Below are 22,312 nucleotides of genomic sequence, written 5' to 3' on the forward strand. Positions count from 1 at the left end.
GACCGGTCGCATCAAAGTCGAAGTAGCCGGGACAAAAAACCGGCTCTGTCTACATAGCAATCAAGGCGCCACGTCGCAAGATGAGCTCATATCGAGGCTGCTGGTGTCCAGGATTTGAGGTTGGTAATTGGTGAGGAATCGGCGCAGCGTGCAGTTGTAGGTGTCGAATCCTGGCCAGAAATTATGCCAATAATCATAATCAAGGGTCACGGCTTCTTCGCGCTCTAGATCATCGAGAACCTCCCAGGCAGTTTCAAAACGTTTTCTCCAGTTTGGAGCCGCTAGAAGTCGAGCCGCAGATTCAGAATCCATTTTTGCGTATTTGATAAGCGCATTTATTGCATAATCGTCATCCAATACATTCACTGCCCCAACTTTGTTGTGAACGGTATCTACAATGTCTAGAATCCAGCCAATAGTTTGGAATCGGCACTTTCTCGCAGAGCGGAATTCCTCACTAAAGCCCGTTATTTCAACCCAAGCGAATTCTTGAATTTCACGATGTTCAATGTGAATGACATACGACATAAGTTGCTCCTTTTGTTGTTATGGTTAATTCTAACATCCAGCTACTTTGCCCACAAACACTTTTGGGTTGACAGTTTGGTAAGTTTGGTTATACCGAATTTATAATCGGGTGCACATGAAGCGGCGAACCCTAGTTGATCGGCTTCTTCCTCAGGGGTTCGTGTGATATGGAATTTACGGCCGGATCTATTCGTCCTCTTCATGCCCCCGAATCCAGTCGTGGTCAGGAATAATCAGCTCTCCGACCAAGCCACCTTCTCGCTGTGCCAATCCATTTTCGTGTTGAGTAATTGCGAGGGCGAGCATCTGAATGGCTGATCTGGCCACACGCAGGGCGCGTAACACGTCCTGGGTAAACTGCTCGCGATGATGGTGCTCGACTTCAGGTGCTTGTCTGCTGGAAGCTGGATCACCAAGATCATGAAGTACCACGAAGCGGTGCGTGCCGGAGTTACGCAGCTCCTTTTGTGGTCGAAGGATGCCCTCTTCGCCGGCATAGTCTTCGGCGAGCTCCACAAGGCCGTAGAGGGCTTTGGCGCCTTTGCGAATGACCGTCTCGACTTTAGTGGAGAGCGGGCGTACGCCCGTCAATTTATCTTTGGCTCCCCGCCATAACGAACCGAAGGAAACGCTGGTGGAAGACTGACCTAGTTCAAAGTAGTGATTCGCCGTTACCGCGACCTTGTCGAGCAGGTCAAGCGCTGTCCGGTGAGCAACTATGAGTGCAGAGGTATCCGGGCCGTAGGTGGCAAAGTCGAGCGTGTCTGAGAATCGACCTGTCTTCGGCCAAACGCTTTCGTCGACAGCTCGCCATGCCAGATCACGGGCAAGAATAAAGTCGCTCTTGAGCATGTTGAACATGGCGAACAGAGGTGGAGGCGTTGCCACTGCGCCGGGCTCGCGTTCCAATACCGCGGGGAGCATAAGCCAATCCAGCTTGCCCAATGTTGGGTCGACGAGTTCGACAGCTGGAGCGAGCGTTAGTCGTTCAGTTTCCACCCATGTGATGAACGGATCAGTGTGGGGTGATCGCGGTGGTGGATCTCCGAGCTTTTTAGCGAACGCTGCGATTTCCTTTGCTGCCTGCGCACCTGCATATTCGACAATTCGATCCTCGTTTCTATGCGCGATTTTAGCTAGCATGATGGCTTCAATGCGCGTCAGATCTGAGCATCCTCCTTGGTCAAAAAGCCACAGCAAATCACGGGCCGCGCGATATGCGGCAACCCCGTTTTCGGGGTCGACTTCAAGTGCAGTAAGCCTTGCATCATGGGCTTCGCCCAGCCGTAAACTATTGCTGAACTGGTTCGCGAGATTCGTCCAGGTCTGTGTTCTCAGTGATGGCTCAGCATCAACGTCTTGGCCAACCTTCCAGAAACACCGGCGCGCCTGCGCACGGTACTCTCGATTACGCTCCTGATGATCCAGCCAACTGGAGTTCCCCTGCGGATGCCCAGCCGCCGCGACGAGCGCGTTTGCCAAGTTGTAGGTTACGCGGGTGGTTGGATGCAAACTGTGAAGCTCTTGAAACAAAGTGAGGCCTTCTTCAATTGCATCCTGCTGTTGGGTCATCGCACCTCCATCTACCAGAATGCTCGCCCGTAGATTCAACCAATGGGGTCGCTCAGGTGTATCAAGGTCGATCTCACGAGCTTGTGTCACGGCCAGAGCTGGGTTGGTATTCAATAAGTGCTCGAGATGCGTGAACAGCTCGTTGTAACGGCTAAGTATTGATGGCATTGGACGGCTCTCGTGTCGTGGGTGCGATTCTCTGCAACTCATAGGCCGAGTACCAAGAGCCTACTAATCATTCCATATTCTGATGGAGTGATTACAGCTAGGGCGCAGGTAGAGGATAGGTGAGAAATGGTAAGAGGCGTCGAGCGCAGACAATGCTAGATCAGATTCAGGATTCTTCGTCCGGATCGGTCATTTTCCAAAGGTCGTGAACCGTGGACTTTGGAAGCCCCAACTTCTCCGTCGTCGCTTTTTGTGTGAGGCCTTCTCGCTTGCACAGTCGGACGGCGGCCAGCTTGCGTAGTTGCTCACTTGCGCGTGATTTGGGTACGCCAGATTGCATGCTGTCGACCAATTCCTTCAGCCCTCCCATCCTCTCAAAATCAGCAAGCTCCTTCTGAACCCGCTGAAGAACCTCGGAGGGGGAGACTTCGTCGCGGACTGCGAGAGACAGAGTCAGCAGAGTGACTGGGTCAAATTGAAGCGCCTTAGACAGCTTTTCCAGCTTGTTCAGGGTGGGAGAGGACTTCGCATTTTCAATTTGCCAAAAGTGTTTGCGATCACTGACATCTCCCAGGTCTTGCTGAGATAAACCTCTGACCGCTCGGACAGCCTTTAGTACGGCTGCGAACCCATTGCTCAATGACATCAGCGTCCCTCGAAAAACGAGGATGTAGCCATGTTGCGCAGTCCGGAACGACGGTATATAGTCCCCTTGCCGGATTTTCGGGTAGATCTACATGGCTGTAGAACCGTGCCAAAGCATCGGCGTCTGCCTCGCTGGAACGCCTGCCCACGAGCCTTTACTAGCCTTATCAATTTAGCTGTAAATCGAGACCAGGCCATTGATGAAGCTTCACGTGCTGTCAGATCTGCACAACGAATTTTCGCCCTATCAGCCCACGGCCAATGCCTTTGACCTAGTGATTTTGGGCGGAGACATTGATGTCAAAGGGAGGGGCGTGACATGGGCAAATGAAGCCTTTCAGTGCCCTGTCATCTACATCTGCGGTAATCACGAATACTATGGTGGCCACATTGATCACACGCTGCGCAAGATGAAGGAAGCCGCCTTACCGCACGTCCACGTCCTGGAAAACGAAACCTTTATTTGGAATCAAACAAGGTTCCTCTGCGCCACCGCCTGGACTGATTTCTCCGCCACTGGAAATGTCGTGGCAGCTGCCCAAAACGCATTGGAACGGATGAATGATTTCAGTGTAATCCGTATTGATGACAGCTTCCGCAAGCTGCGCCCTTGTGACCTTTTCAACCGAAATCACGCAACGCACGACTGGCTTGCCCATGAACTGGATAAACCTTTCGACGGCAAAACCGTTGTCGTGACGCATCACGCACCTGTGCGCGAAGTGGTCGGGGATAAGTATGAGGGGCATCTGATCGCTGCTTACACCAACAGCTGGCATGCGCTTCTGGAAAAAGCGGATCTCTGGATTTTCGGTCATACGCATCGCGCCATCGACGTCAAGTTAGGCCGGTGTCGTGTGGTCTCTAACCCTCGCGGCTACCCACGCGAAGACACTAGTTTTGATCCTAGTCTGGTGGTTAGCCTTTCATGAGTGCAATGAGACGTCATGCGTCCACCAAGCACGCCATGAAACCTGTGAAACGGTTCTGGCGCATATCGACCATGTCTACATTCCAATGCTGTAAGCGCGCCGGTCGGTGTCCGGTTTTACATGATATGCGGACTTTGAATGATGCGTAGAAAAGACCAAACACGACCATGGGTGACTCAGATGCACTTCTCAGTCGCAGCGTTATGAGCGAGGTAGAGCGTGGCCCATCGATTCCGTCAGCAGTCGCCATGGCAATGGAGATGGATTTCGGTATGCCCATCACAGCGTATTTATTTGCAGCCGTAGACAGCCCTCCAATCCTGATGGGGACAGTCTATGGCGATACAACCGGGCGTTTTCGCGAAGGTGCCAGCATCCGCACGTCCAGGATTACAGGCGTCAACTTCGTCAATGGCTATTCAATATTTCACACCGTTGCAGGAAGTCAGTATTTGGTAGTCAGTTGGGCGCCGGGCGGCAACAACCTTTATATGAATCGGATTTATCACTGAGCGATCTGCAATTGCGGATACGCGTCGCAAAAAAGCTTCGGGTTATCCAGGTGGTAAAGGGGATCGGGAAAAGATTCTTGACCTGGTATGCGGGGCAAGAGTTGAAGCGAGATTATGAATACAAGAGTTATGGATGCAGACCTGCTGAGCGATTTACTGTTCGGCTCAGCACGCCCTCTAGGAGGCTCAAAACTTGGCGACGATGAGTTGATCCAACTGGCCGCCGATGCCTTCAGAGAAAAGCCTTTTTGCATCGTCAGACACTGGATGATTTTGGATGTGATGCTCCCAGAATTTCAGGAGCGAGAAATCAAAGCGCAGGGGCTTGAGGCAACACTTTTGTATGCCCTCGCAGCGGTGTTCGACAGCCAGAACAAGTACCAGCCTGGCGATAGGATCGTAAGCGGATATCAACGTGATTTTGACGGCTGCTTTTTTGAAAGTAACGACACGATCTTCATCTTGGCCGGCCGAGGAGCGCGCAAGCATGCGAGCTTTCCCGCTGTCCAGGCACTATCTGCGTATTAGTAAGCGAGCACAAAATCCAATGATTGAAGATCTGCTGCCCGTCCTGCGTGATCGTTACCCAACGTTTTTCTGCAGTGCGCCTCTTCGCGAAATCGGATGCCTGCCAGGTTGGCTGGATTTAATCGATGAGCTTTGTCGCACGCTGAAAACTTACATGGATGCTCACCCTGAGCTGCCGCCGATTCAGGTGCGTCAGGTCAAGGAAAAATTCGGGGGGTTACGCTTCTACTATTCCGGAGGTGATATGGCTTGCCGTGAAGCAGTCGCGAGGGCAGAAGAAAGGTCATTATCGACCTGCGAGGTCTGTGGGCACGTCGGGACTTTGGGAGGGGAGCACTGGCTCAGCGTACGGTGCCTTGATCACGTCAACTGGTCACCCTCAAGCGGCTGCGCATGAGCTCACGGAAAGCTCGTCGTTGAATCCATGAAAACAGACATTTGGGGCACTGTGAATTTGCCTTCGCCAGGCATTGAATTTCACGATGTCGTTAGGCACCGTATGCCTTTTCCCTCATTTCGATTTCTAGCCGAGATGTTGTGTATCGATGAAGATCTGCTTGGTAAGCGCATGGGGATGTCTTCCGCACTCTTATCGAACGCAACGACTGTAGGATTTTTTCCTCTGAGCGAGAGCCGACGCCTGTATGGATTGATCGTTGCTCTACAGGCGTCCTGCGAACTGTTCGAAGGCGATGTCCAGGCAGCCGGGGTTTTCCTACGCTCGCCGCTGCGTTGTTTTAACTCAAATGCACCTTTAGAAATGCTCATTACCGAGGAGGGCGCGAGCGCCGTGATCGATCTGATCGGACAGCTCGAACACGGTGTCCTCACCTGAATGGTTTCTATTTTATGGGGCAACGAACACGGCATTTGGAGGAGGTTGAACCCTTGAAAGAAGATTGTGCGGTAATCCAGATCCTCGATTTCTTGGCGGATGACATTCTTCACCGACCCGAACAATTGCAGCCTTTGAACTGTGAGTTGATCGCCCGCATTACCTCTCTCGTAGGCGATCTAGACGTTGATCTGAATGTACCGCTTGTGGTCGATGATGAATGATGTGGGCAAGATCTCTGATCTTCGTCAAATTCGGGGTTCACAAGTTCATGCTACGCAAAACCTCGTAATAAGGGAAAGTGATGTATAGGGAGCGTGATTTAGCCATTTGGTGTTCAGTGCATGAGGCATGTGGTGTCACTGAGTTTGTGCGGTTGGTTGAAGATGCGCTCACCAGCTACAAGCGTGTACCTATATACGATTGGCCGACTCGAGTTACCGTATCCGAACTCGGGTTACCGTGCGTTCAGGTATTGCAAAACGTAGTGAGCAGTCGAGGTTTATATGCCAGCATCTCAGAGGATTACATCGAGATCGGATCCCGTCTGACAAATCATCTGTCTCATCAAATGCAATGGCATCTCGTGGTCAATGACCTGGCCACTGAGCACATGAAGGAGGATCAATTGGGCAGAGATTTAGGGCTGTAACTGGCTCACATAGCTGACGTGCCGCCTCACCTTCCCGCCGTCCCTATTCCAGAGATTTGTCGTTACTCAGATGCTTGATCAGTGCTTCTCGAAGAACGTCCAAGGCCGTCAGCAATCGCCGCTTCTCCCTTGGGTCATCACCCTCAGGGACAAAGCCTTCGCAGTGCCGCAACAAAGTCTCACAGTCGTTGGTGTTCAAATCAAATTCAATCATTCATGCGTGCCTCTCTGTGCGCAGCAAGGTGCTGCATCTCTCGAACCCAACCCCGAAGAAAACGACGCCGGACACTCGCATAACTCCCCTCTGGCAGCCTCGTAGAAAGTGGGCTCGCCGCTTCGAATCGCTCACGCCAAGGTTGGGGGATGTGTTGGCTAAGTATGATGACGAAAGGATAGCCATCGCACCCGACAAATTGTGTTTCCGGGACTAGTTCGCCCAGGGCATCGACGGACATGGAGCATGCATCACCAATCGGGCTCTTGAGATCCAGTTGAGCAATCTCATCAAGCAAGGTCAGCAGTGGTTTCGCTTCTTTAGCGCCAGGGCGCAAGCCCTCAAGCGTCCACAGCGGTTCCCGCCGTTTGCGTTCGCGCTGCCATAACGTATTTAGATCGGTATTCATCAGTGTTTCCTAGCCATATGGGAAATTGCATGGGCTTGACCACCCATTTGCATTGCCGCTGACCAGCCTATTGCATCCGATCTGACCTATCGTTTGCATTCGACTTGACCAGCGCAAGCCGTATTGACTACCGGCAGGGAGCGGACCCATAGCTGCCAGGTGTTGGAGCTGTCGCTGAATTGACCCAGCTGCCGAGATGTCCTCGGCCCAGTCTGATTGCTTGCAAGCCATTGCCTGTGCTGGATTTGCTCATCCGTAGTGTGGGCCGGATCATGGCATTGCCACCGTTTGTGCGTCGACACGCCAAGACGTACCGCAACATCAGCCACATACCGCTGCTTTTCGGTCACTGGTTTCACCGATTGAATTTTGAATCCTTCGGGGCGCGCGGATTGCTCATCGCCTCCTAATTGGCCTCATCTAAGGTAACGAGGTATCTAAGAAGCCCGAGGGATTCAAGTTGCGGGTACGCCAGTTACAGTGTCAAATCGAGTAAGGCCGCCCCTAGCGTTTTACCATGAGCATCCAGGGCTAGGGAGCGGGTCACGCCACCACGGAGAACGCCGGGCAGGACGAAGTTAAGTGCATAAACGTTGGGCAATTCGTATCTACGTATGGGGAGATTTTGCTGACCCAGCAGTTCGGAAAAATGCTCGGTGACCCTTGCAATCGTCAGCCGCTGGCACAGGAGCTGATAGTCCTCGGCACGAAAGGCAACCACTGAGATGTTGGAGGTATCACCCTTGTCACCCGTTCGAGAATGAGCCAATTCACGCAGCTTGATGCGATTCATACAATGTTCTCCACATGCACCTGTTGGCTGACGTTTTCGCGTTGCAAAAATAACGAAGCGACCGCCACCACCTGACGTATCGACTTGGCTGCTCCTCCACCGCCATATGGCCCATTGGTATACAGGCTTTCTACTTCATTCCCGATACGAACCGCGTCGCTGCGATCAGCGCAACGGCCTGCTACCCGGAGGCGCACCTCCCAAGGCTCGCTGTCAGCACGAAAGCTTAAATCGTTGCCATGTAAGGCATCAACACCGATCAATTCGGCGCGAATCTCCTCACACGCCACGCCAATCAAATTCAAGCGTTTGAGCACAATTTCGCGAGCCAATTGTCCACGGGCCAGTGCGCCCGGTCCGCCATATGACATTTGTCCTTCGCCAATCCAGCCATCAAGAAACCCTACGGAAACCTTCAGCGACTTGGGACGAACGCGGCCAGTGGCGCCCTGAGCACACACCTCATTGATTCCCTGAGTCGCAAATGACACCCCTGAAAAGTCAGCACTGACATCCGGTGTCAGGTAGGCGGCCGGATCATGGATTTCATAGATCATTTGTTCAGTGCACGTAGCAGTATCGATACGTCCTCCCGAGCCCGCCACCTTGCTGATCACTGCATTGCCCGTGGCGTCAACTTCTGCCAATGGGAACCCCAGGCGCTCCAGATCTGGTACATCCTTGACGCCGGGATCCGCGAAATAGCCGCCGCTGATTTGTCCCGCACACTCAAGCAAATGCCCTACTAACGTACCGCGCCCCAGCCGCACCCAGTCATCCGCTGCCCAGCCGAACTCAAACATCTGCGGCGCCAAAAAAAGTGAAGGGTCCGCCACCCGCCCGGTGATGATGATGTCAGCATCGGCCTGCAAGGCTTCAACGATCCCTTCAGCGCCGAGGTATGCATTGGCCGAAATCAGTTGCTCGCCCAACGACGCTAGCGTTTTTCCGTTATCCAACTTGTGCGAGGGGTCGCGCAGCAGTATTTGCAGCACATCGTCGCCGGTTAACGCAGCCACTTTGAGCCCAGACAATCCCAGTTGTGCGGCGATCCGGCGTACCTCCTGCGCCGCGGCCAACGGGTTCGCCGCCCCCATATTAGTGATCACCCGCAAGCGACGGCGGCCCCCATCGATACCTCGACCAACAAACGGCAGAACCCGGCGCATACGTTCGCTCAGTAGCGGATCGAATCCTGCCTCTGGATCTACAAGCCGCGCCTGTTGTGCCAAAGCAATAGTGCGTTCTGCCAGGCACTCGAACACCAGGTAATCCAGTTCGCCATCTTCTGCCAGTTCTATGGCCGGTTCGATACGGTCGCCGGAATAACCGGCACCACTGCCGATACGTATAGTTCTCATTAGAATAACTCCAAAGTGCAACGCGGGCAGGGTGCATACGCACCAGGCGCGCCTGTGAAATGGATAAGGAAACGCTGAGGGGCCGTTGGTTCTACAAGCCCGTGGTTAAAAGAGGGCGATGGCGTAGTTGAATATCAGGCGGTTCTGATCAACATTACCGGCTACGTCACTTCGCAACATCGCATTGCGCAGGTTTATACTAAGCCCCTTTATCGGTCCTGATTGAATGACATAACTCAGGGCAATGTCTCTCTCCCACTCGGAGAGTGATCCATTTGCCGAGCGAATATTATTACCATTGAGGTAGGTGACGCCCGCGCTCAGCCCGGGTACGCCTAACGCGGCAAAGTCATAGTTGTACTGACCGTAAACGGTACTCTCGCCGGATCGGCTGAAGTTCGTAAGCTGGCGTTCGGTGATCAAATAGGTTCCGGCGCCGGATGAACCTCGATAGACATCACCTTGGTTAATAAACGGGAAATTACTGTCACCATTAACTTTCTGGTACGCCGCTGTAATGGCGCTGCCCCCAATGCCGTAAGTAAGGCTTGCACTCCAGGTCCGGTTATCCACTTCTCCGCGATTGATCGGAACCCCGGCGGAGGTACCGTAATATCCGCTGGCAAGATAGCCATCGGCTCGGCCCGACGCACTGCTGTTTTTACCATCGGAAATGCTGTACCAATAGCGAAGTTCGGTTTTCAGGGTGCCGACGGGGAGACTCATGTCGTGGATAACGCCAAGAAAGTGTTGAGCGTAAAAGTCTTGAAGTTGGCCATAGTAATATTGCCCCAGCAGGTTTTTCGACAGTTGGTAGTCCGCACCGCCATAGTAAAACTTGTTGGTGTCTGCGCCAAAGCGTGCCCCGGACATGGAAAGCGGATCATCGTCGGTAGAGGCGCGCCCTTTGGCGCTTTTCAACTGCCCCGCGATAAGGATCAGCCCATCCAATTCCTTGGAGGTGATCTGGCCGCCGGTATAGGTTTGCGGAAGCAATCGACCATCATTGCTGACAACCACAGGCAACTTCGGCAGCAACGTACCCACCTTAGCTTCTGTTTTAGAGATCTTGACCTTTCCTGTCAGACCCACATTGCCAAAGTCACTGACGGCTTTATTATCACTGTCGACCGGAAACAGGTTGCCAGCTCCTGCATTCGGGCTTGGGTTACGGCTACTGTTATTGGTGCCAGACTTGCCACCGCCGTCCAATCTAATCCCGAGGAGGCCAAGGGCATCAACTCCGAACCCCACAGTGCCGGGTGTATAGCCCGATTGAAAGTCGAGCCTGAAACCTTGCCCCCACTCGTTTTGTTTGGGATAGGAATTGGGGCTTCGATAGTCACTGTTGTAATACATATTGCGCAAACTTATAGTTGCCTTGCTGTCTTCAATAAACCCTGCCGCGCGAGCGGAGGCTGAAGCCGTACAAAGTAAAACGGGGAGCGCTATGATCGCTGATTTTATATTTGACATGTCCGTGCTCGCTTTAGATAGCTGCAGTCGATCAGGTGAATAACGAAGACGACGTTGATCTTCGGTCCGTGATGAAGCAGCCATCCTATCAAAGATTATTTTTGTTATTTGTGAGTGGCCAGTGACGAAACTTATTAACCAATTCTTGTGTTTTATAGGCCCTGCGATGTGAGCTTGCCGGTTGTTTCTTGCAGGGCACTATAAGTAGTGATGCCTTGAACGCTCGCTGTGAGTAATGGGTTACTTCAAGGCAAACTCGCTTGTTTTATGCGTTGAAAGCTCCCTCAGGATTTTCGTCCAGGCCCGCAAACCTTTTTCCACAGATTCCAGTCGGAAAAATTCGTTAGGGGCATGAACGGGCTCATCAGGAAGATTGAATCCGAACATCAACGTACCGATGTCCAACATCTCTTGAAAAATTGATGTAATCGGCACTGTTGCACCCAGACGAACATGAATAGGCCGCAAGCCCATTTCTGCCTGGAGTACTCGTTCGGCCGAGAGTACCAGAGGACTCAGGGGGGAAAGAGTCGAGGCAGGCGAGCCCGTACCAACGTACGAGAAACTGATTTGCACGCCTTTCGGGCAATGGGCAATCAGGTGTTTTCGCACAGACTCAATGGCCCGTATCGGGTCCTGCCCGGATACCGTACGGATCGTGATTTTTGCATGGGCCTGGGCAGGAACGATGGTTTTCACCCCATTGCCGGTGTATCCCCCCCACATCCCGTTCACTTCAATGGATGGCCGCAGCGTAAGTTGCTCGCGGGTGGTGTAAGCCGGATCACCATGAGCGACGGCACCGACGTGATCAAGGAAGGCTCGTTGGTCGAACGGGAAGGCTGCCGTATCTTCAATTTGTCGTTGGGTCGGCGCAGTGGCGTCAATATCAAAATCCTTGACCGTTACTGTGCCGTCCGAGGAGTGCAGCGATGTCACGATCGCCGCCATATCATGGAGCGCATTGCGCACAGCGCCGCCATAACGACCGGAGTGCATGTCGCCCTTGGCAGCCCGGATAGAGAATTCCAAGGCATTGTTGCCTCGGGCGCCGGTATTGATGGTGGGGATTTCCCGGCTCGCCCGTCCCCCGTCTGCGGAGAGAACCCCATCGGCCTGCAGCAGTTCTCTGTACTTGTCCACGATGGCACGCAGTGATGGGCTGCCGGTTTCTTCTTCACCCTCAATGAAGAATTTCACATTGATTGGGCAATCTCCTTCAACGGCCAGGAAGGCCGCCACGGTCTCGATGGCGATGGCCGTGGAGCCTTTTACATCAGAAGAACCCCGCGCAAAGAGGCAGCCATCGCGAATCGTCGGCTCGAACGGTGGCGAGAGCCACTCTTCCAGAGGGTCTGCTGGCTGTACGTCGTAGTGGCCATAGATGATGATGGTCGGCTTGCCGGGGGCGCGAAGTGATTCACCATAAACCGCAGGCTGGCCCCCGCCATCCAGCAATTGAACGTTATCCAGACCGATTTCGGTGAATCGCTGCACAAGGAAGTTTCTGGCCTCGTGCATGCTGTCATCGAAACCTGGATCAGCACTGACACTTGGAATTCTCAGAAAGTCTTTCATCCAGTCGAGGATGGGCGTTTGTTTATCTAATAGATGAGTTATTACCTGATCGTTCATATAGTTTCTCTTCTCTCTCTGAGTGATCGAAATGGTTTTTGGGCAAAGCGGTGCCCGGCGCGTGAACTAACGTTCGCGCGCGGGTGATACCGATCGTTTACTGTGAAATAACGGGGGCTGTGTTTTGTGGCAGCGTGCGTTCATCAGTACGCGGATCGTAAGTGAAGCCCTTGCGAACGGCCCATGTATTGTTCAGTTGAAGAATGGTCATTATCGGCAGGTCTGAACTGGTCATTTCGACTGCCTGCACCAGCATTTTTTCGCGCTCTTTATCATCCAGTGTAGTGAGCGCCCGGTCAGTCAATGCGTCCAGGGGCGGGTTGGAGTAACCGCCCGAGTTGTAACTGCCCACTCCGTTTTTTGAATCAGGCGTCATCACTATATTAGTGAGGAAGTACCCGGCCTCCAGAGTTGGGCTGCCCCATCCCAACAAGAAGGATGGATAGGATTCGCGTCCAACGATAAAGGTGTTCCAAGGCCTGGCATCCACAGCGGTTCGAACACCGATCTTGGACCACATCTGGGCAACCGCCTGGGCGACGGCCGAATCATTTGGATAGCGGTCATTCGGGGTCACCAGGGTGATTTTGAAACCGTCGGGATAGCCCGCTTCGGCCAGCAGCTTTTTAGCCGCCGTCGGGTCATAAGATGGAATCGCCACGCTGTCGGCATACGAGTAAATACCAGGGTTCAACCATTGCCCGGTGGCCTTCGCCGTGTTTTGCATCAGGCGGTCAGCGATTCCCTGGCGATTGACTGCTTCAGAAAGCGCCCGACGAACCCGTACGTCAGATAACGGGTTGGTCGCTAGAGGCTTTCCATTGTTGTCCGTAATGAGCGGCTGCGGGGCGCTGCGTACGTTGAAGACGATGAAGATGGTGCGCATGCCCGGGGTGGACACCAGACTGACTTTTGGGTCCTTTTGCAGAGTCGCGATGTCCGTCGCTGGCACCGAGTCAATCACATCCACGCCGCCCGACAAGAGCGCGCCTACCCGTGATGCACCATTAGAGATGAACCTGATTGAAACGTTTTTCCAGGGCTGCTTCGGCCCCCACCAATCGTCATTTCGCACCATGTCGATGCGATCACCCGGGATGTAGCGAACAAACTTGTAGGGCCCGGTACCAATCGCTTTAACCCCGCTGTTGTATTGCTCCGTCGTTGCACCTTCACCGGCGTGTTTGGAGACGATCGCAATAAAGGCGAGCTGCCTGGGCAAGTTGGGTGACGGGGCTGACGTATGCAACCGAACAGTCAGCGGGGCGATCTGTTCGACCTTCACGATAGAAGCCAACTGCCCACCAAAACCACCCGGGCTGTTCGGGACATTGCGCGCCCGCTCAAGGCTGAAGGCAACATCCTCGCCAGTGAAGGGCTTGCCGTCATGCCACTTCACATCGGGGCGCAACTTGAATTCCCAAACGGTGTCGCTTACCGGGTTCCAGGCCAAAGCAAGCCCAGGCACCAATTCACCCTGAGGACTGCGCTCGGTCAGCCGGTCGAACAACGAATGAGCAATCACGTGGTTGGGCGTTGAGTTAGTGAAATGCGGGTCGACCGAGTTGACTGCCCCCCCCAGCCCAATGTTCAGCGTGTCCGGTACGGCCGCAAACGCTGTAACAGAAAGCGATGCCGTCATGGCACACGCGGCAAACATCCGGGCAATACATTTGATCAACGGTTTCTCGGGTTTACGCACAGTATTTCCCCTTCAATGTACGAGTGGGCCGAATGACTTACTGTCCTGGCCTCTTGTTGTGGCGTCAGCACGTTTACGTATTCAAATGGCAGGCGCTGAGATGCTCGGGAGAGACCTCTTTCAAGCCAGGCTTTTCCTCTCTGCATCGCGGCATTGCATGCGGGCACCTCGGGTGAAAGTGACAACCTGATGGCGGATTGATCGGGCTGGGAATTTCACCCTTGATGGCGGTGAAGGTTCTTTTGTTCGCATTAAGTGTTGGCACTTCGGCCAGCAGTGCTTGCGTATAGGGGTGGTTAGGGCGAGAGAACAGTTCGGCCTTGGAGCCCTGTTCCACGATTCGTCCCAGATACATAATCGCAACACGGTCCGAAATATGTTCGACCACACTCAGGTCGTGGCTGATGAACAGGTAAGTCAATCCGAGCTCATCCCGCAGATCCATGAACAGGTTCAAAACCTGTGCCTGAATCGAAACATCCAGGGCCGCGACGGACTCGTCGCACACAATGAAGCGAGGATTGACGGCCAGTGCGCGGGCGATGCCGATACGCTGGCGTTGACCTCCGGAAAACTGGTGCGGATAGCGGCGCATGTAAGAGGGGTCCAGACCGGCACGTTTCATCTGCGCGGCAACGTAATCTTCGTAGTGTTCTGCCCCGGGTATTTTGTGAACCCGTGCCGCCTCGCCAATGATATCCATCACCCGCATGCGCGGATTGAGGCTCGCAAACGGATCCTGGAAGATCATCTGAACACTCAGATGCTCAAGCGTACTGGCAGCGCCGCGGGAAGCCAGGGACTCATCAATTCCTCCCACGCGCACAATGCCTTCCGAGGGTTTGATGATGCCCGCTGCGATACGCCCCAAGGTTGATTTCCCGCAACCCGATTCGCCTACAAGCCCAATCACTTCGCCTGTCTTGATCTCAAGGCTGACGTTGTCGACCGCATGTACGACCGGTGTGGGCTTGGCCAGCCCCCAGCGCTGGGCCATGCTGGTCAGCACATCTTTTTTGGGCTGGAAACGACGACTGACGTTCTCCAGAGCAAGCTGCGCACCGGTGCCGGTGAAAGACGGTGAGGTGAACATGGTCATTCGGGTGCTCCGACTGGATTGAAGCAGCGTAGCGAGCGTGACACTGCCGGATGCGAGAGTTGTGGTTCATTTATGCAAAGGCCTGATGCCTTGAAACAGCGTGTGCGGAACGCGCAGCCCTGTGGCAACTCAGACAAGCGTGGGGTCATGCCCGGGATTTGCATCAACCGCGTGAGCCCCGCATTGCGGCTGGGCAAACTCCCCAACAGGCCAGCGCTATAGGGGTGCAGAGGCTGCTCGATGACGGCTTTGACCTGACCTTGCTCAACGATTTTGCCCGCGTACATTACGGCGACTTCGTCCGCCAGGCCGGCCACCACAGTCAGGTCATGGGTAATCCATATAAGTGCAGTACCCGACTCCCGGACGAGCTGTTGCACTTCGGCCAGGATCTGCGCCTGAATGGTCACATCCAATGCGGTCGTCGGTTCATCGGCGATGATCAAATCAGGCTTGTGCAACAGGGCAATGGCGATGGCAATGCGCTGACGCATGCCGCCACTGAGCTGATGCGGGTAGGCCAACATGCGCTCTTCGGGGCTAGGAATACCGACCTTCTCCAGTGCTTCAATTGCCTGGCGGCGAGCGTCTTTCTGTGACGCCCGGGAGTGCGCGTAAATGGTTTCCATGAGCTGGGTATCAATTCGCAAAACAGGATTGAGGGTCATCATTGGATCTTGAAAAATCATCGCGATGCGATTGCCCCGAAGAGCGCTGAACTGCCGTTCGGGAAGCCCGACCAGATCCTGTCCTTTGAACAGGATCTTGCCGCTGGCGACCCGACCCGGTGGGTCAATCAACCCCATGATCGAATAACCGGTTACCGACTTGCCCGAGCCAGACTCACCTACCAGCCCCAACACCTGACCACGCTCAAGCTTCATGGAAACGTCATCGACGGCACGCAACACGCCGTCTCGCGTGGAGAACTCGGTGCACAGATGCTGCACCTCCAGGATGTGATCTGACTTCATTTGTTCAACCTCGGGTTAAGCACTTCGCGCAGCTGATCACCCACCAGGTTGATGGCCACAATGATGATGAGTAGGGCGACGCCAGGGAAAACGCTTATCCAGTAAAGCCCCGCCTGCATGTATTGGTAGCCATTCGCGATGAGCAGTCCGAGTGACGGTTCAGTGACAGGAACCCCGAGCCCCAGGAAACTAAGGGTCGCTTCGAGTGCGATGGCGCGCGCCACTTGCATGGTTCCGATCACAATGATGGGGGGCAAACAGTTGGGCAGAAGGTGACGAAGCATGATCCGGGTACGCGACAGTGCAAGGCAGTGGGCGGCTTCGATATATTCCTTGCGCCGTTCAATCATTGCCGCGCTTCTCACGGTCCGGGCGTAATACGCCCACTCGACGATGACTAGTGCAAGGATGACGTTCGTGATGCTCTTGCCGAGAATTGCCAGAATCATCAGGGCGACAAGAATGGTTGGAAACGACAACTGCAAGTCGACCACTCGCATTATCAGGGTTTCGATACGTCCGCCGAAATAAGCGGCGGTCAACCCAAGAAGCGTACCCAGCAGGCAGGCCAACGCTGCCGAGCTTATTCCTACCCCCAGACTGATGCGCATCCCGTACAGAATCGCCGAAAACATGTCGCGGCCCTGATCATCGGTACCCAGCAGGTAGGTGAAGCCGCCAATGCCCGTGGCACCCGGTGGCAGCCGGCCGTCCATAATATCCAGGCTTTGCAGGTCATAAGAGTCCTGGGGGGCAAAAATAGGGGCACCCAAGGCTGCGATGAGCAGCATGACCAACACAACAAGCCCAATCACAGCCGCAGGCGACGTGCAAAAGTCAGATAAAAGGCGCCTGGACGGAGAAACAGTCTTAATCGCAGCGACTGCAACATTCATACATTCGCCTCCAATCGGACGCGAGGATCCAGCAGGTGATACAAAACATCCACGACCAGATTAATGGTGACAAAGATCATTACGATTACCATCAAATAAGCCACGATAACGGGGCGATCCAGTTGGTTGATACTGTCAATAATTAACTTACCCATGCCGGGGTAGGCGAAGATGCTTTCTGTGACGACTGCGAACGCAATCGTGGAGCCGAATTCCAGCCCTACTACTGTAACTACGGGGATCATGATGTTTTTCAATATATGCACGCTTATGATTCGATGACTGCTCAATCCTTTGGCGCGGGCAAATTTTATATAATCCATCTGTGAAACTTCGCGCACTCCGGCCCGTGTAAGCCGCAGCACCATGGCAATTTTGAAAAGTGCCAGATTCAGCGCCGGCAGGATCAAGTGTTGAACCCCGTCAACCGTCAGGAATGACCAGTGAACTCCGAGCATTTCCCTTGTTTCGCCACGACCTGAGCTTGGCAGCCAACCCAGATTGACGCTGAATACCATAATCAGCATAAGGCCGACCCAGAACGTCGGTAATGAGAAGCCCAGTACACTACCGGTCATAATCAGGCGTGAGTACCAAGCGTTCGGACGCAGTCCGGCGATTAAGCCACACGGTAGGCCTATGATGATTGAAAGAAGCAAAGCAATAAAAGCCAATTCCAAGGTCGCAGGCATTCGCTCTTTTATAAGTTCTATTGCTGGTGTGTTGTAAACAAAACTGATGCCGAGATTTCCGTGCCAGGCCTGGAATAGGAATGTCCAGTACTGTTGCCATAACGACTTGTCCAAGCCCAGCTGTTGCATTAGTTGCGCACGTTCCGCCGGTCCCGCCTCCGGGGAAATCAAAACATCCACCGGACTGCCAATCAGGTGGAGGCCTACGAACACAATAATTGTCATTATCCATACGACTACAGCAGCTTGCACTATTCTTCTTATTAACCAAACGAACATAATTCTTCCGCCATTCCCATGCAGCACAGTTTTCGATTACATCACAAGAACTCTACGTTCCTTCTCGCAAAGGTTCGTTTTTTGTTCAGGCCATGCAGAATTATTGACCTATCGTCCACATCGTTTCTCTAATAGGATGAAAGCAGTAGCAAATCGACGGTAATAGGAGCTCAAAAAAATGTCCAACGTCTTGTTTTTCTCATTTCTATGACTTTTAATCATGACAATTATTTTTGCACCAATACGGTTCGTAGCTGATTAGTCGTGAGGCGAGAGGTAACAAATTTCAGGTGGGAGGAGGTGGTTGGCTATGGAAATCGTTTCCGAATGACCCTCCTCTGACACTCGGTGGAAGTGGAGGTAACTGCCTATACCAAAGCGAATTTTGTTGTGGTCAGGAAAATTCGCAAACGAAAAAATAATGCGCTACAGATTTTCTGTGCTCGGACCTGTGTGTTCCGAATGGAGCGTAGTTTTCTGGCCGATGCAAATCCATCGATGGTCTGAACTAATGAAATAGTCTGGTGGGGTTCGACTTTCAATCAGGCGGCACGAAAATTGCGGTCTCAATGCTAAATCGGTCTGTGAGTTTTTTATGAATTTTCAGCAACTGAATCACCTTTTGTCTATCGTTGAAACAGGTTCTTTTAGTAAGTCAGCAGAAAAGTTGCATTTAACACAGTCGGCGTTGAGTAGAAGTATTCACATACTTGAACAGGAGCTTGAAGTTCGCCTGTTTGATCGTATTGGAAAACGTAATGAGCTCACCTCATTTGGAAAGGAAGTCGCGGCACGTGCAAAGCGGATTGTTTTGGAGGCTTCCGAATTGAAGCGCAGTGCCGAACTCCTGTCACAAGGCGAATCCGGTACGTTGACAGTCGCCCTAGGAGCGGCACCCTCAGCCTTGATTACATCAAGGCTGATTACATACATGTTAAATAACTTCCCACGAGTGCAGATGGAAGTGCTTCAGGGCGACAGTGACGCTCTGTTGGCGAAACTAAGGGCTCGCGAAGTCGATGCGATTATAGTCAGTTATCGTTCAATCAAGCCCCACGATGATATAGAGATCGATATTTGGAATAACTTTCCCTCTGGATTCGTTTGTCGAGCAGGGCATCCACTACAAAATTCCAACAAGCTAATTTTCGACGACATTATAAAATTTCCACTTGTATCGACCGCGCTTAGTGACGAAACCGCCAGGGGGCTTCTGGACAGCACAGGGCACGCCCGTCATCCGAACGAATTGCTCCAGGTTGAATGTCAGGACATCTCTCGTCTGCTTGAAGTCGTAAGTTCTACAGATGCGATATTTTTGGGGGTTCTTGCCTCTGCACAAGAAGGAATACGGAAGGGGGATTTCGTCGAGTTAAAGGTTAATCTTCCAATTGAAATTGGCGTGCAGTTTGTATTCGTGACCCTTGCAAACCGCACAAAATCGCCGATTTTGCATATCGCTCAAGATTTTTGTCGAGAGCTTTCTGATTCATTTTCCATATGATTCAGTGGACAGGCCGGAGAGCGTTCGCCGCCAAGCGCTCCTGTATGCCTAGGGCGAAGGTGCAGGCCTAATGAAAATGGTCCAGTGGTAACGGCGAAGGTGATTTGATTTCCCGCAACACCACACTGGATCGAATTTCACTGACACCGGGCAGTTTGAAAATCACGTTGTAGAGAAACGCGTCATAACGGGTGATGTCCGGCGTCACCACCTTGAGTAGGTAGTCGCCGCGACCGGTGGTGCTGTGACACTCGATGATCGCTGGACAATCACGAACCGCCTTTTCGAACTCCTCCACCACGTTCTCGAAATGCCGGGCCAGATTGACCTCGGCCAGTACACAGTTGCCCAGATTGACCCGGGTTCGATCGAGTACCGCCGTGTAGTGATGGATGACGCCTTCGCGCTCCAGATCCTTCAAGCGCTTCCAGGTCGGGGAAGTCGACAATCCGATTTTTTTGCCAAGCTCTTGCACGGTCAAGCGGCCATCCAATTGCAGTTCGGCAAGAATCTTGAGGCTATAGGCGTCAAGAAGATTACTTTTTTCCATTTTTTATAATTTCCGGAAAATAATCGCGAGTTTTTGCAGATGCTGGGGATACATAAGATGCTTTGCCCAGTCAAAGCAAGTATTTTTACTGGGTAGTAGGAATTAAGCACGATTTTCTGTGCGGGTGTCGTTATAGGAAAAATATCACTTCAAAATCGTGATTTCTGAACAATTGAGAAAACACTTTTTGCGTGATGAATTTTAAGCTCGTCAGCATCTGGGCAAGGCTTTGTGCCTGCTCTTCCGCTCGCGAGGATAAAAAATAAAATGTCCGCTCCACGCCGTAAAAATCCCGAGGTAAAAAGTCAGAGCGCGGCTATTTGCGCGTTCAACTGGCCACGTATCGCCTATCTTATGCACGTTTCCAGGGCATTGGATGAGTTGGAAGAAAAAACCCTGGTACCGGAAAAGAAGGTGCTCTATCAATTTTCCGCCAGGGGTCATGACCTCGCGCAGATTTTGCTTGGGTCGAGGCTGACAAATCGCAACGATGCGGCGTGCGGATACTATCGTTCGCGCCCGTTGCTGCTGGCGATGGGGGTGGACATGGCGGATGCCTTGGGATCCTCCATGGCCCGTGCCGGTGGCTACTCGGATGGCCGGGATATCGGGGTGGTTTTCAACTATCCCAACCCAGGCGGTCCGACTGCGCTGCCCATGTGTGGCGGCGTGGGCGCTCAATACACGCCCACCGCTGGCTGGGCGCAGGCGATTGAATATCGCAGCAAGGTGTTGAAGGATGAAAACTACGACGCCGCGATCAGCGTTGTACTGGGTGGAGACGGTTCTGTTGCAACCAATGGTTTTTGGGCGGCGCTGACCCTGGCGACCACGCAGAAACTGCCGATGCTGTTCTATATCGAAGACAACGGATACGGCATTTCCGTCCCGTCGACTTTTCAAACCCCAGGCGGCGATATCGCGGCCAACCTCAGTGGGTTCCAGAACCTGCATATCCTCTCTGGTGATGGCTCTAACCCGCAGCAAAGTGCCGATCTGGTTCACCAGGCTGTCGAGTATGTCCGCGCCCATCAGGGGCCTTGCCTGTTGCGCTTGAAAGTCCCGCGCCTGCAAGGGCACAGCTTCCAGGATACCCAGACCTATAAAAGCGCAGACTTCATCAAGATGGAGTGGGCGCGCGATCCATTGCACAAACTGCGCGAATTTCTAGTGCCCGATCTCATGACCGTCAGCGAATGGGACCAATTGGGTGACACCGCTCGCACAGAGGTCAATGCGTCACGTATCGAGGCCGAAGCGCGGCCTGTCAGTGACCCGGCTCGGGTTACCCGACACGTGTTCCACGAAGACCAACTGCAAGAGCGCGGCGGCCAATGGTCTGAGGGCTACCAGGCTCCGCAAGCGACTTTGACTCCACTGCTGGAGGGACAGCGTCTCAATATGGTGGCTGCGATCCGCCGCACACTAGACCGCGAGCTGGAGGTTAATCCTCGGGTTGTACTGTTTGGTGAGGACATCGGTCCAAAAGGCGGGGTGCACGCGGTGACGTTGGGGCTGCAGGAAAAATACGGTGATTCGAGAGTCTTCGATACCAGCCTTTCTGAAGAAGGCATCATCGGGCGCGCCGTCGGGATGGCGGTGGCTGGGCTGGTACCGGTACCGGAAATTCAATTTCGCAAGTATGCGGACCCGGCAGTCGAACAATTGAACGACTGCGGCACCATGCGCTGGCGCACCAACAACCGCTTTGCTGCGCCGATGGTGGTGCGTATCGCGGGTGGTTTCTTCAAGTGCGGTGACCCGTGGCACAGCCAGACCAACGAAGTACAGTTTGTGCACTCCCCAGGTTGGCAGGTGGCGGTGCCTTCCAACGCTGAAGATGCCGTCGGCCTGCTGCGCAGCGCCATGCGTGGGAATGACCCGGTGATTTTCTTCGAACACCGGGCCATGCTGGACTCTGCTTCCGCTCGTCGTCCGTACCCGGGGGATGATTTCATCGTGCCCTTTGGCCAGGCGCGTACGGTTGTTGAAGGTAACGATTTGACGATTGTTACCTGGGGCGCGATGGTCGAGCGTTGCGAGCAGGCGGCACAAGGGCGATCTGTTGATGTGCTCGACTTGCGCACCTTGATGCCGTGGGATCGCGCTGCGGTCCTGGCCTCCGTGCGTCGAACTCACCGTTGCCTGATCGTGCATGAAGACTTGGGTACCGCAGGCTTTGGCGCAGAAATCGCGGCGGTGGTTGCCGACGAGGCGTTCATGGAATTGGATGCCCCCGTGGCCCGGTTGACCATGCCAGACATTCCGAGCCCACATCATCCGACCCTGCTCAATCACGTGCTGCCGTCGGTAGAGGCTATCCGCAACAAGATCGATTACCTGGTGGGGTTCTGAG

General features: G+C 53.5%; 22 protein-coding genes. 8 read left to right on the forward strand and 14 right to left on the reverse strand.

The features are described from left to right. Positions 1-60: 60 nt before the first annotated feature. The 3 genes from EIY72_RS26440 to EIY72_RS26450 form a co-directional block, all read right to left on the reverse strand. The gene (locus tag EIY72_RS26440; protein WP_132680182.1) at positions 61-528 is read right to left on the reverse strand and encodes a hypothetical protein; all 468 of its coding nucleotides are present in this window, start codon (positions 526-528) and stop codon (positions 61-63) included. Between the two features lie 186 nt (positions 529-714). Next, the gene (locus EIY72_RS26445) at positions 715-2,268 is read right to left on the reverse strand and encodes an LA2681 family HEPN domain-containing protein (protein ID WP_093215699.1); all 1,554 of its coding nucleotides are present in this window, start codon (positions 2,266-2,268) and stop codon (positions 715-717) included. Between the two features lie 166 nt (positions 2,269-2,434). Next, on the reverse strand, positions 2,435-2,914 hold the full coding sequence (locus tag EIY72_RS26450) for a helix-turn-helix domain-containing protein (protein WP_093215704.1): 480 nt from the start codon (positions 2,912-2,914) through the stop codon (positions 2,435-2,437). A 199-nt stretch (positions 2,915-3,113) separates the two neighbouring features. Here EIY72_RS26450 and EIY72_RS26455 point away from each other — a divergent pair, with 199 nt between their 5' ends. The 6 genes from EIY72_RS26455 (at position 3,114) to EIY72_RS26480 (ending at position 5,944) form a co-directional block, all read left to right on the forward strand. Beyond that, entirely contained in the window at positions 3,114-3,845 is a 732-nt protein-coding gene (locus EIY72_RS26455; protein WP_093215709.1) for a metallophosphoesterase, read from the forward strand. A gap of 167 nt (positions 3,846-4,012) precedes the next feature. Beyond that, positions 4,013-4,357 carry a hypothetical protein gene (locus tag EIY72_RS26460; protein WP_093215714.1) on the forward strand — a complete coding sequence of 115 codons (345 nt, stop codon included), beginning with the start codon at positions 4,013-4,015 and terminating at the stop codon, positions 4,355-4,357. 129 nt (positions 4,358-4,486) lie between these two features. Next, a complete protein-coding gene (locus tag EIY72_RS26465) occupies positions 4,487-4,885 on the forward strand; it encodes a DUF6957 family protein (RefSeq protein WP_165939615.1) in 399 nt (132 codons plus the stop codon). A gap of 19 nt (positions 4,886-4,904) precedes the next feature. Next, positions 4,905-5,282 (forward strand): hypothetical protein, encoded by a 378-nt coding sequence (locus tag EIY72_RS26470; protein WP_132680183.1) that lies wholly within the window; start codon positions 4,905-4,907, stop codon positions 5,280-5,282. Between the two features lie 27 nt (positions 5,283-5,309). Then, positions 5,310-5,720 (forward strand): antitoxin Xre/MbcA/ParS toxin-binding domain-containing protein, encoded by a 411-nt coding sequence (locus EIY72_RS26475; protein WP_093215723.1) that lies wholly within the window; start codon positions 5,310-5,312, stop codon positions 5,718-5,720. 53 nt (positions 5,721-5,773) lie between these two features. Beyond that, a complete protein-coding gene (locus EIY72_RS26480) occupies positions 5,774-5,944 on the forward strand; it encodes a type II toxin-antitoxin system PrlF family antitoxin (protein ID WP_197678818.1) in 171 nt (56 codons plus the stop codon). A 634-nt stretch (positions 5,945-6,578) separates the two neighbouring features. Here EIY72_RS26480 and EIY72_RS26485 read toward each other — a convergent pair. The 10 genes from EIY72_RS26485 to EIY72_RS26530 form a co-directional block, all read right to left on the reverse strand. Continuing rightward, the gene (locus EIY72_RS26485) at positions 6,579-6,995 is read right to left on the reverse strand and encodes a hypothetical protein (RefSeq protein WP_093215737.1); all 417 of its coding nucleotides are present in this window, start codon (positions 6,993-6,995) and stop codon (positions 6,579-6,581) included. Between the two features lie 475 nt (positions 6,996-7,470). Next, positions 7,471-7,788, reverse strand: coding sequence for an AtuA-related protein (locus tag EIY72_RS26490; protein ID WP_093215743.1), 318 nt, complete (start codon positions 7,786-7,788; stop codon positions 7,471-7,473). Continuing rightward, positions 7,785-9,149 (reverse strand): acyclic terpene utilization AtuA family protein, encoded by a 1,365-nt coding sequence (locus EIY72_RS26495; RefSeq protein ID WP_093215748.1) that lies wholly within the window; start codon positions 9,147-9,149, stop codon positions 7,785-7,787. The genes EIY72_RS26490 and EIY72_RS26495 overlap by 4 nt, the downstream gene beginning before the upstream one ends. Positions 9,150-9,254: 105 nt before the next feature. Further along, positions 9,255-10,616, reverse strand: coding sequence for an OprD family porin (locus EIY72_RS26500; protein ID WP_093230313.1), 1,362 nt, complete (start codon positions 10,614-10,616; stop codon positions 9,255-9,257). Between the two features lie 249 nt (positions 10,617-10,865). Beyond that, positions 10,866-12,260: a dipeptidase gene (locus EIY72_RS26505; protein WP_093215763.1), complete on the reverse strand. Its 1,395-nt coding sequence runs from the start codon at positions 12,258-12,260 to the stop codon at positions 10,866-10,868. Positions 12,261-12,357: 97 nt separating this feature from the next. Further along, positions 12,358-13,962, reverse strand: coding sequence for an ABC transporter substrate-binding protein (locus EIY72_RS26510; protein ID WP_197678820.1), 1,605 nt, complete (start codon positions 13,960-13,962; stop codon positions 12,358-12,360). A gap of 73 nt (positions 13,963-14,035) precedes the next feature. Beyond that, positions 14,036-15,055, reverse strand: coding sequence for an ABC transporter ATP-binding protein (locus EIY72_RS26515; protein WP_093230316.1), 1,020 nt, complete (start codon positions 15,053-15,055; stop codon positions 14,036-14,038). Positions 15,056-15,057: 2 nt separating this feature from the next. Beyond that, entirely contained in the window at positions 15,058-16,035 is a 978-nt protein-coding gene (locus EIY72_RS26520) for an ABC transporter ATP-binding protein (RefSeq protein WP_093215772.1), read from the reverse strand. Continuing rightward, positions 16,032-16,931 (reverse strand): ABC transporter permease, encoded by a 900-nt coding sequence (locus tag EIY72_RS26525; protein ID WP_093215776.1) that lies wholly within the window; start codon positions 16,929-16,931, stop codon positions 16,032-16,034. Before EIY72_RS26525 ends, EIY72_RS26520 begins: the two co-directional genes overlap by 4 nt. Beyond that, entirely contained in the window at positions 16,928-17,902 is a 975-nt protein-coding gene (locus EIY72_RS26530) for an ABC transporter permease (protein WP_093215781.1), read from the reverse strand. Before EIY72_RS26530 ends, EIY72_RS26525 begins: the two co-directional genes overlap by 4 nt. 595 nt (positions 17,903-18,497) lie before the next feature. Here EIY72_RS26530 and EIY72_RS26535 point away from each other — a divergent pair. Further along, a complete protein-coding gene (locus EIY72_RS26535; protein ID WP_093215786.1) occupies positions 18,498-19,406 on the forward strand; it encodes a LysR family transcriptional regulator in 909 nt (302 codons plus the stop codon). A gap of 67 nt (positions 19,407-19,473) precedes the next feature. On the opposite strand, the gene EIY72_RS26540 is transcribed toward EIY72_RS26535, so the two are convergent. After that, on the reverse strand, positions 19,474-19,956 hold the full coding sequence (locus EIY72_RS26540; protein WP_093215790.1) for an Lrp/AsnC family transcriptional regulator: 483 nt from the start codon (positions 19,954-19,956) through the stop codon (positions 19,474-19,476). Between the two features lie 267 nt (positions 19,957-20,223). Between EIY72_RS26540 and EIY72_RS26545 the strand changes: the two genes are divergently transcribed. After that, positions 20,224-22,311 (forward strand): alpha-ketoacid dehydrogenase subunit alpha/beta, encoded by a 2,088-nt coding sequence (locus EIY72_RS26545; RefSeq protein WP_197678821.1) that lies wholly within the window; start codon positions 20,224-20,226, stop codon positions 22,309-22,311. Position 22,312 lies beyond the last annotated feature (1 nt).

The sequence above is a fragment of the Pseudomonas vancouverensis genome, from assembly GCF_004348895.1.
Lineage (GTDB): Bacteria > Pseudomonadota > Gammaproteobacteria > Pseudomonadales > Pseudomonadaceae > Aquipseudomonas > Aquipseudomonas vancouverensis.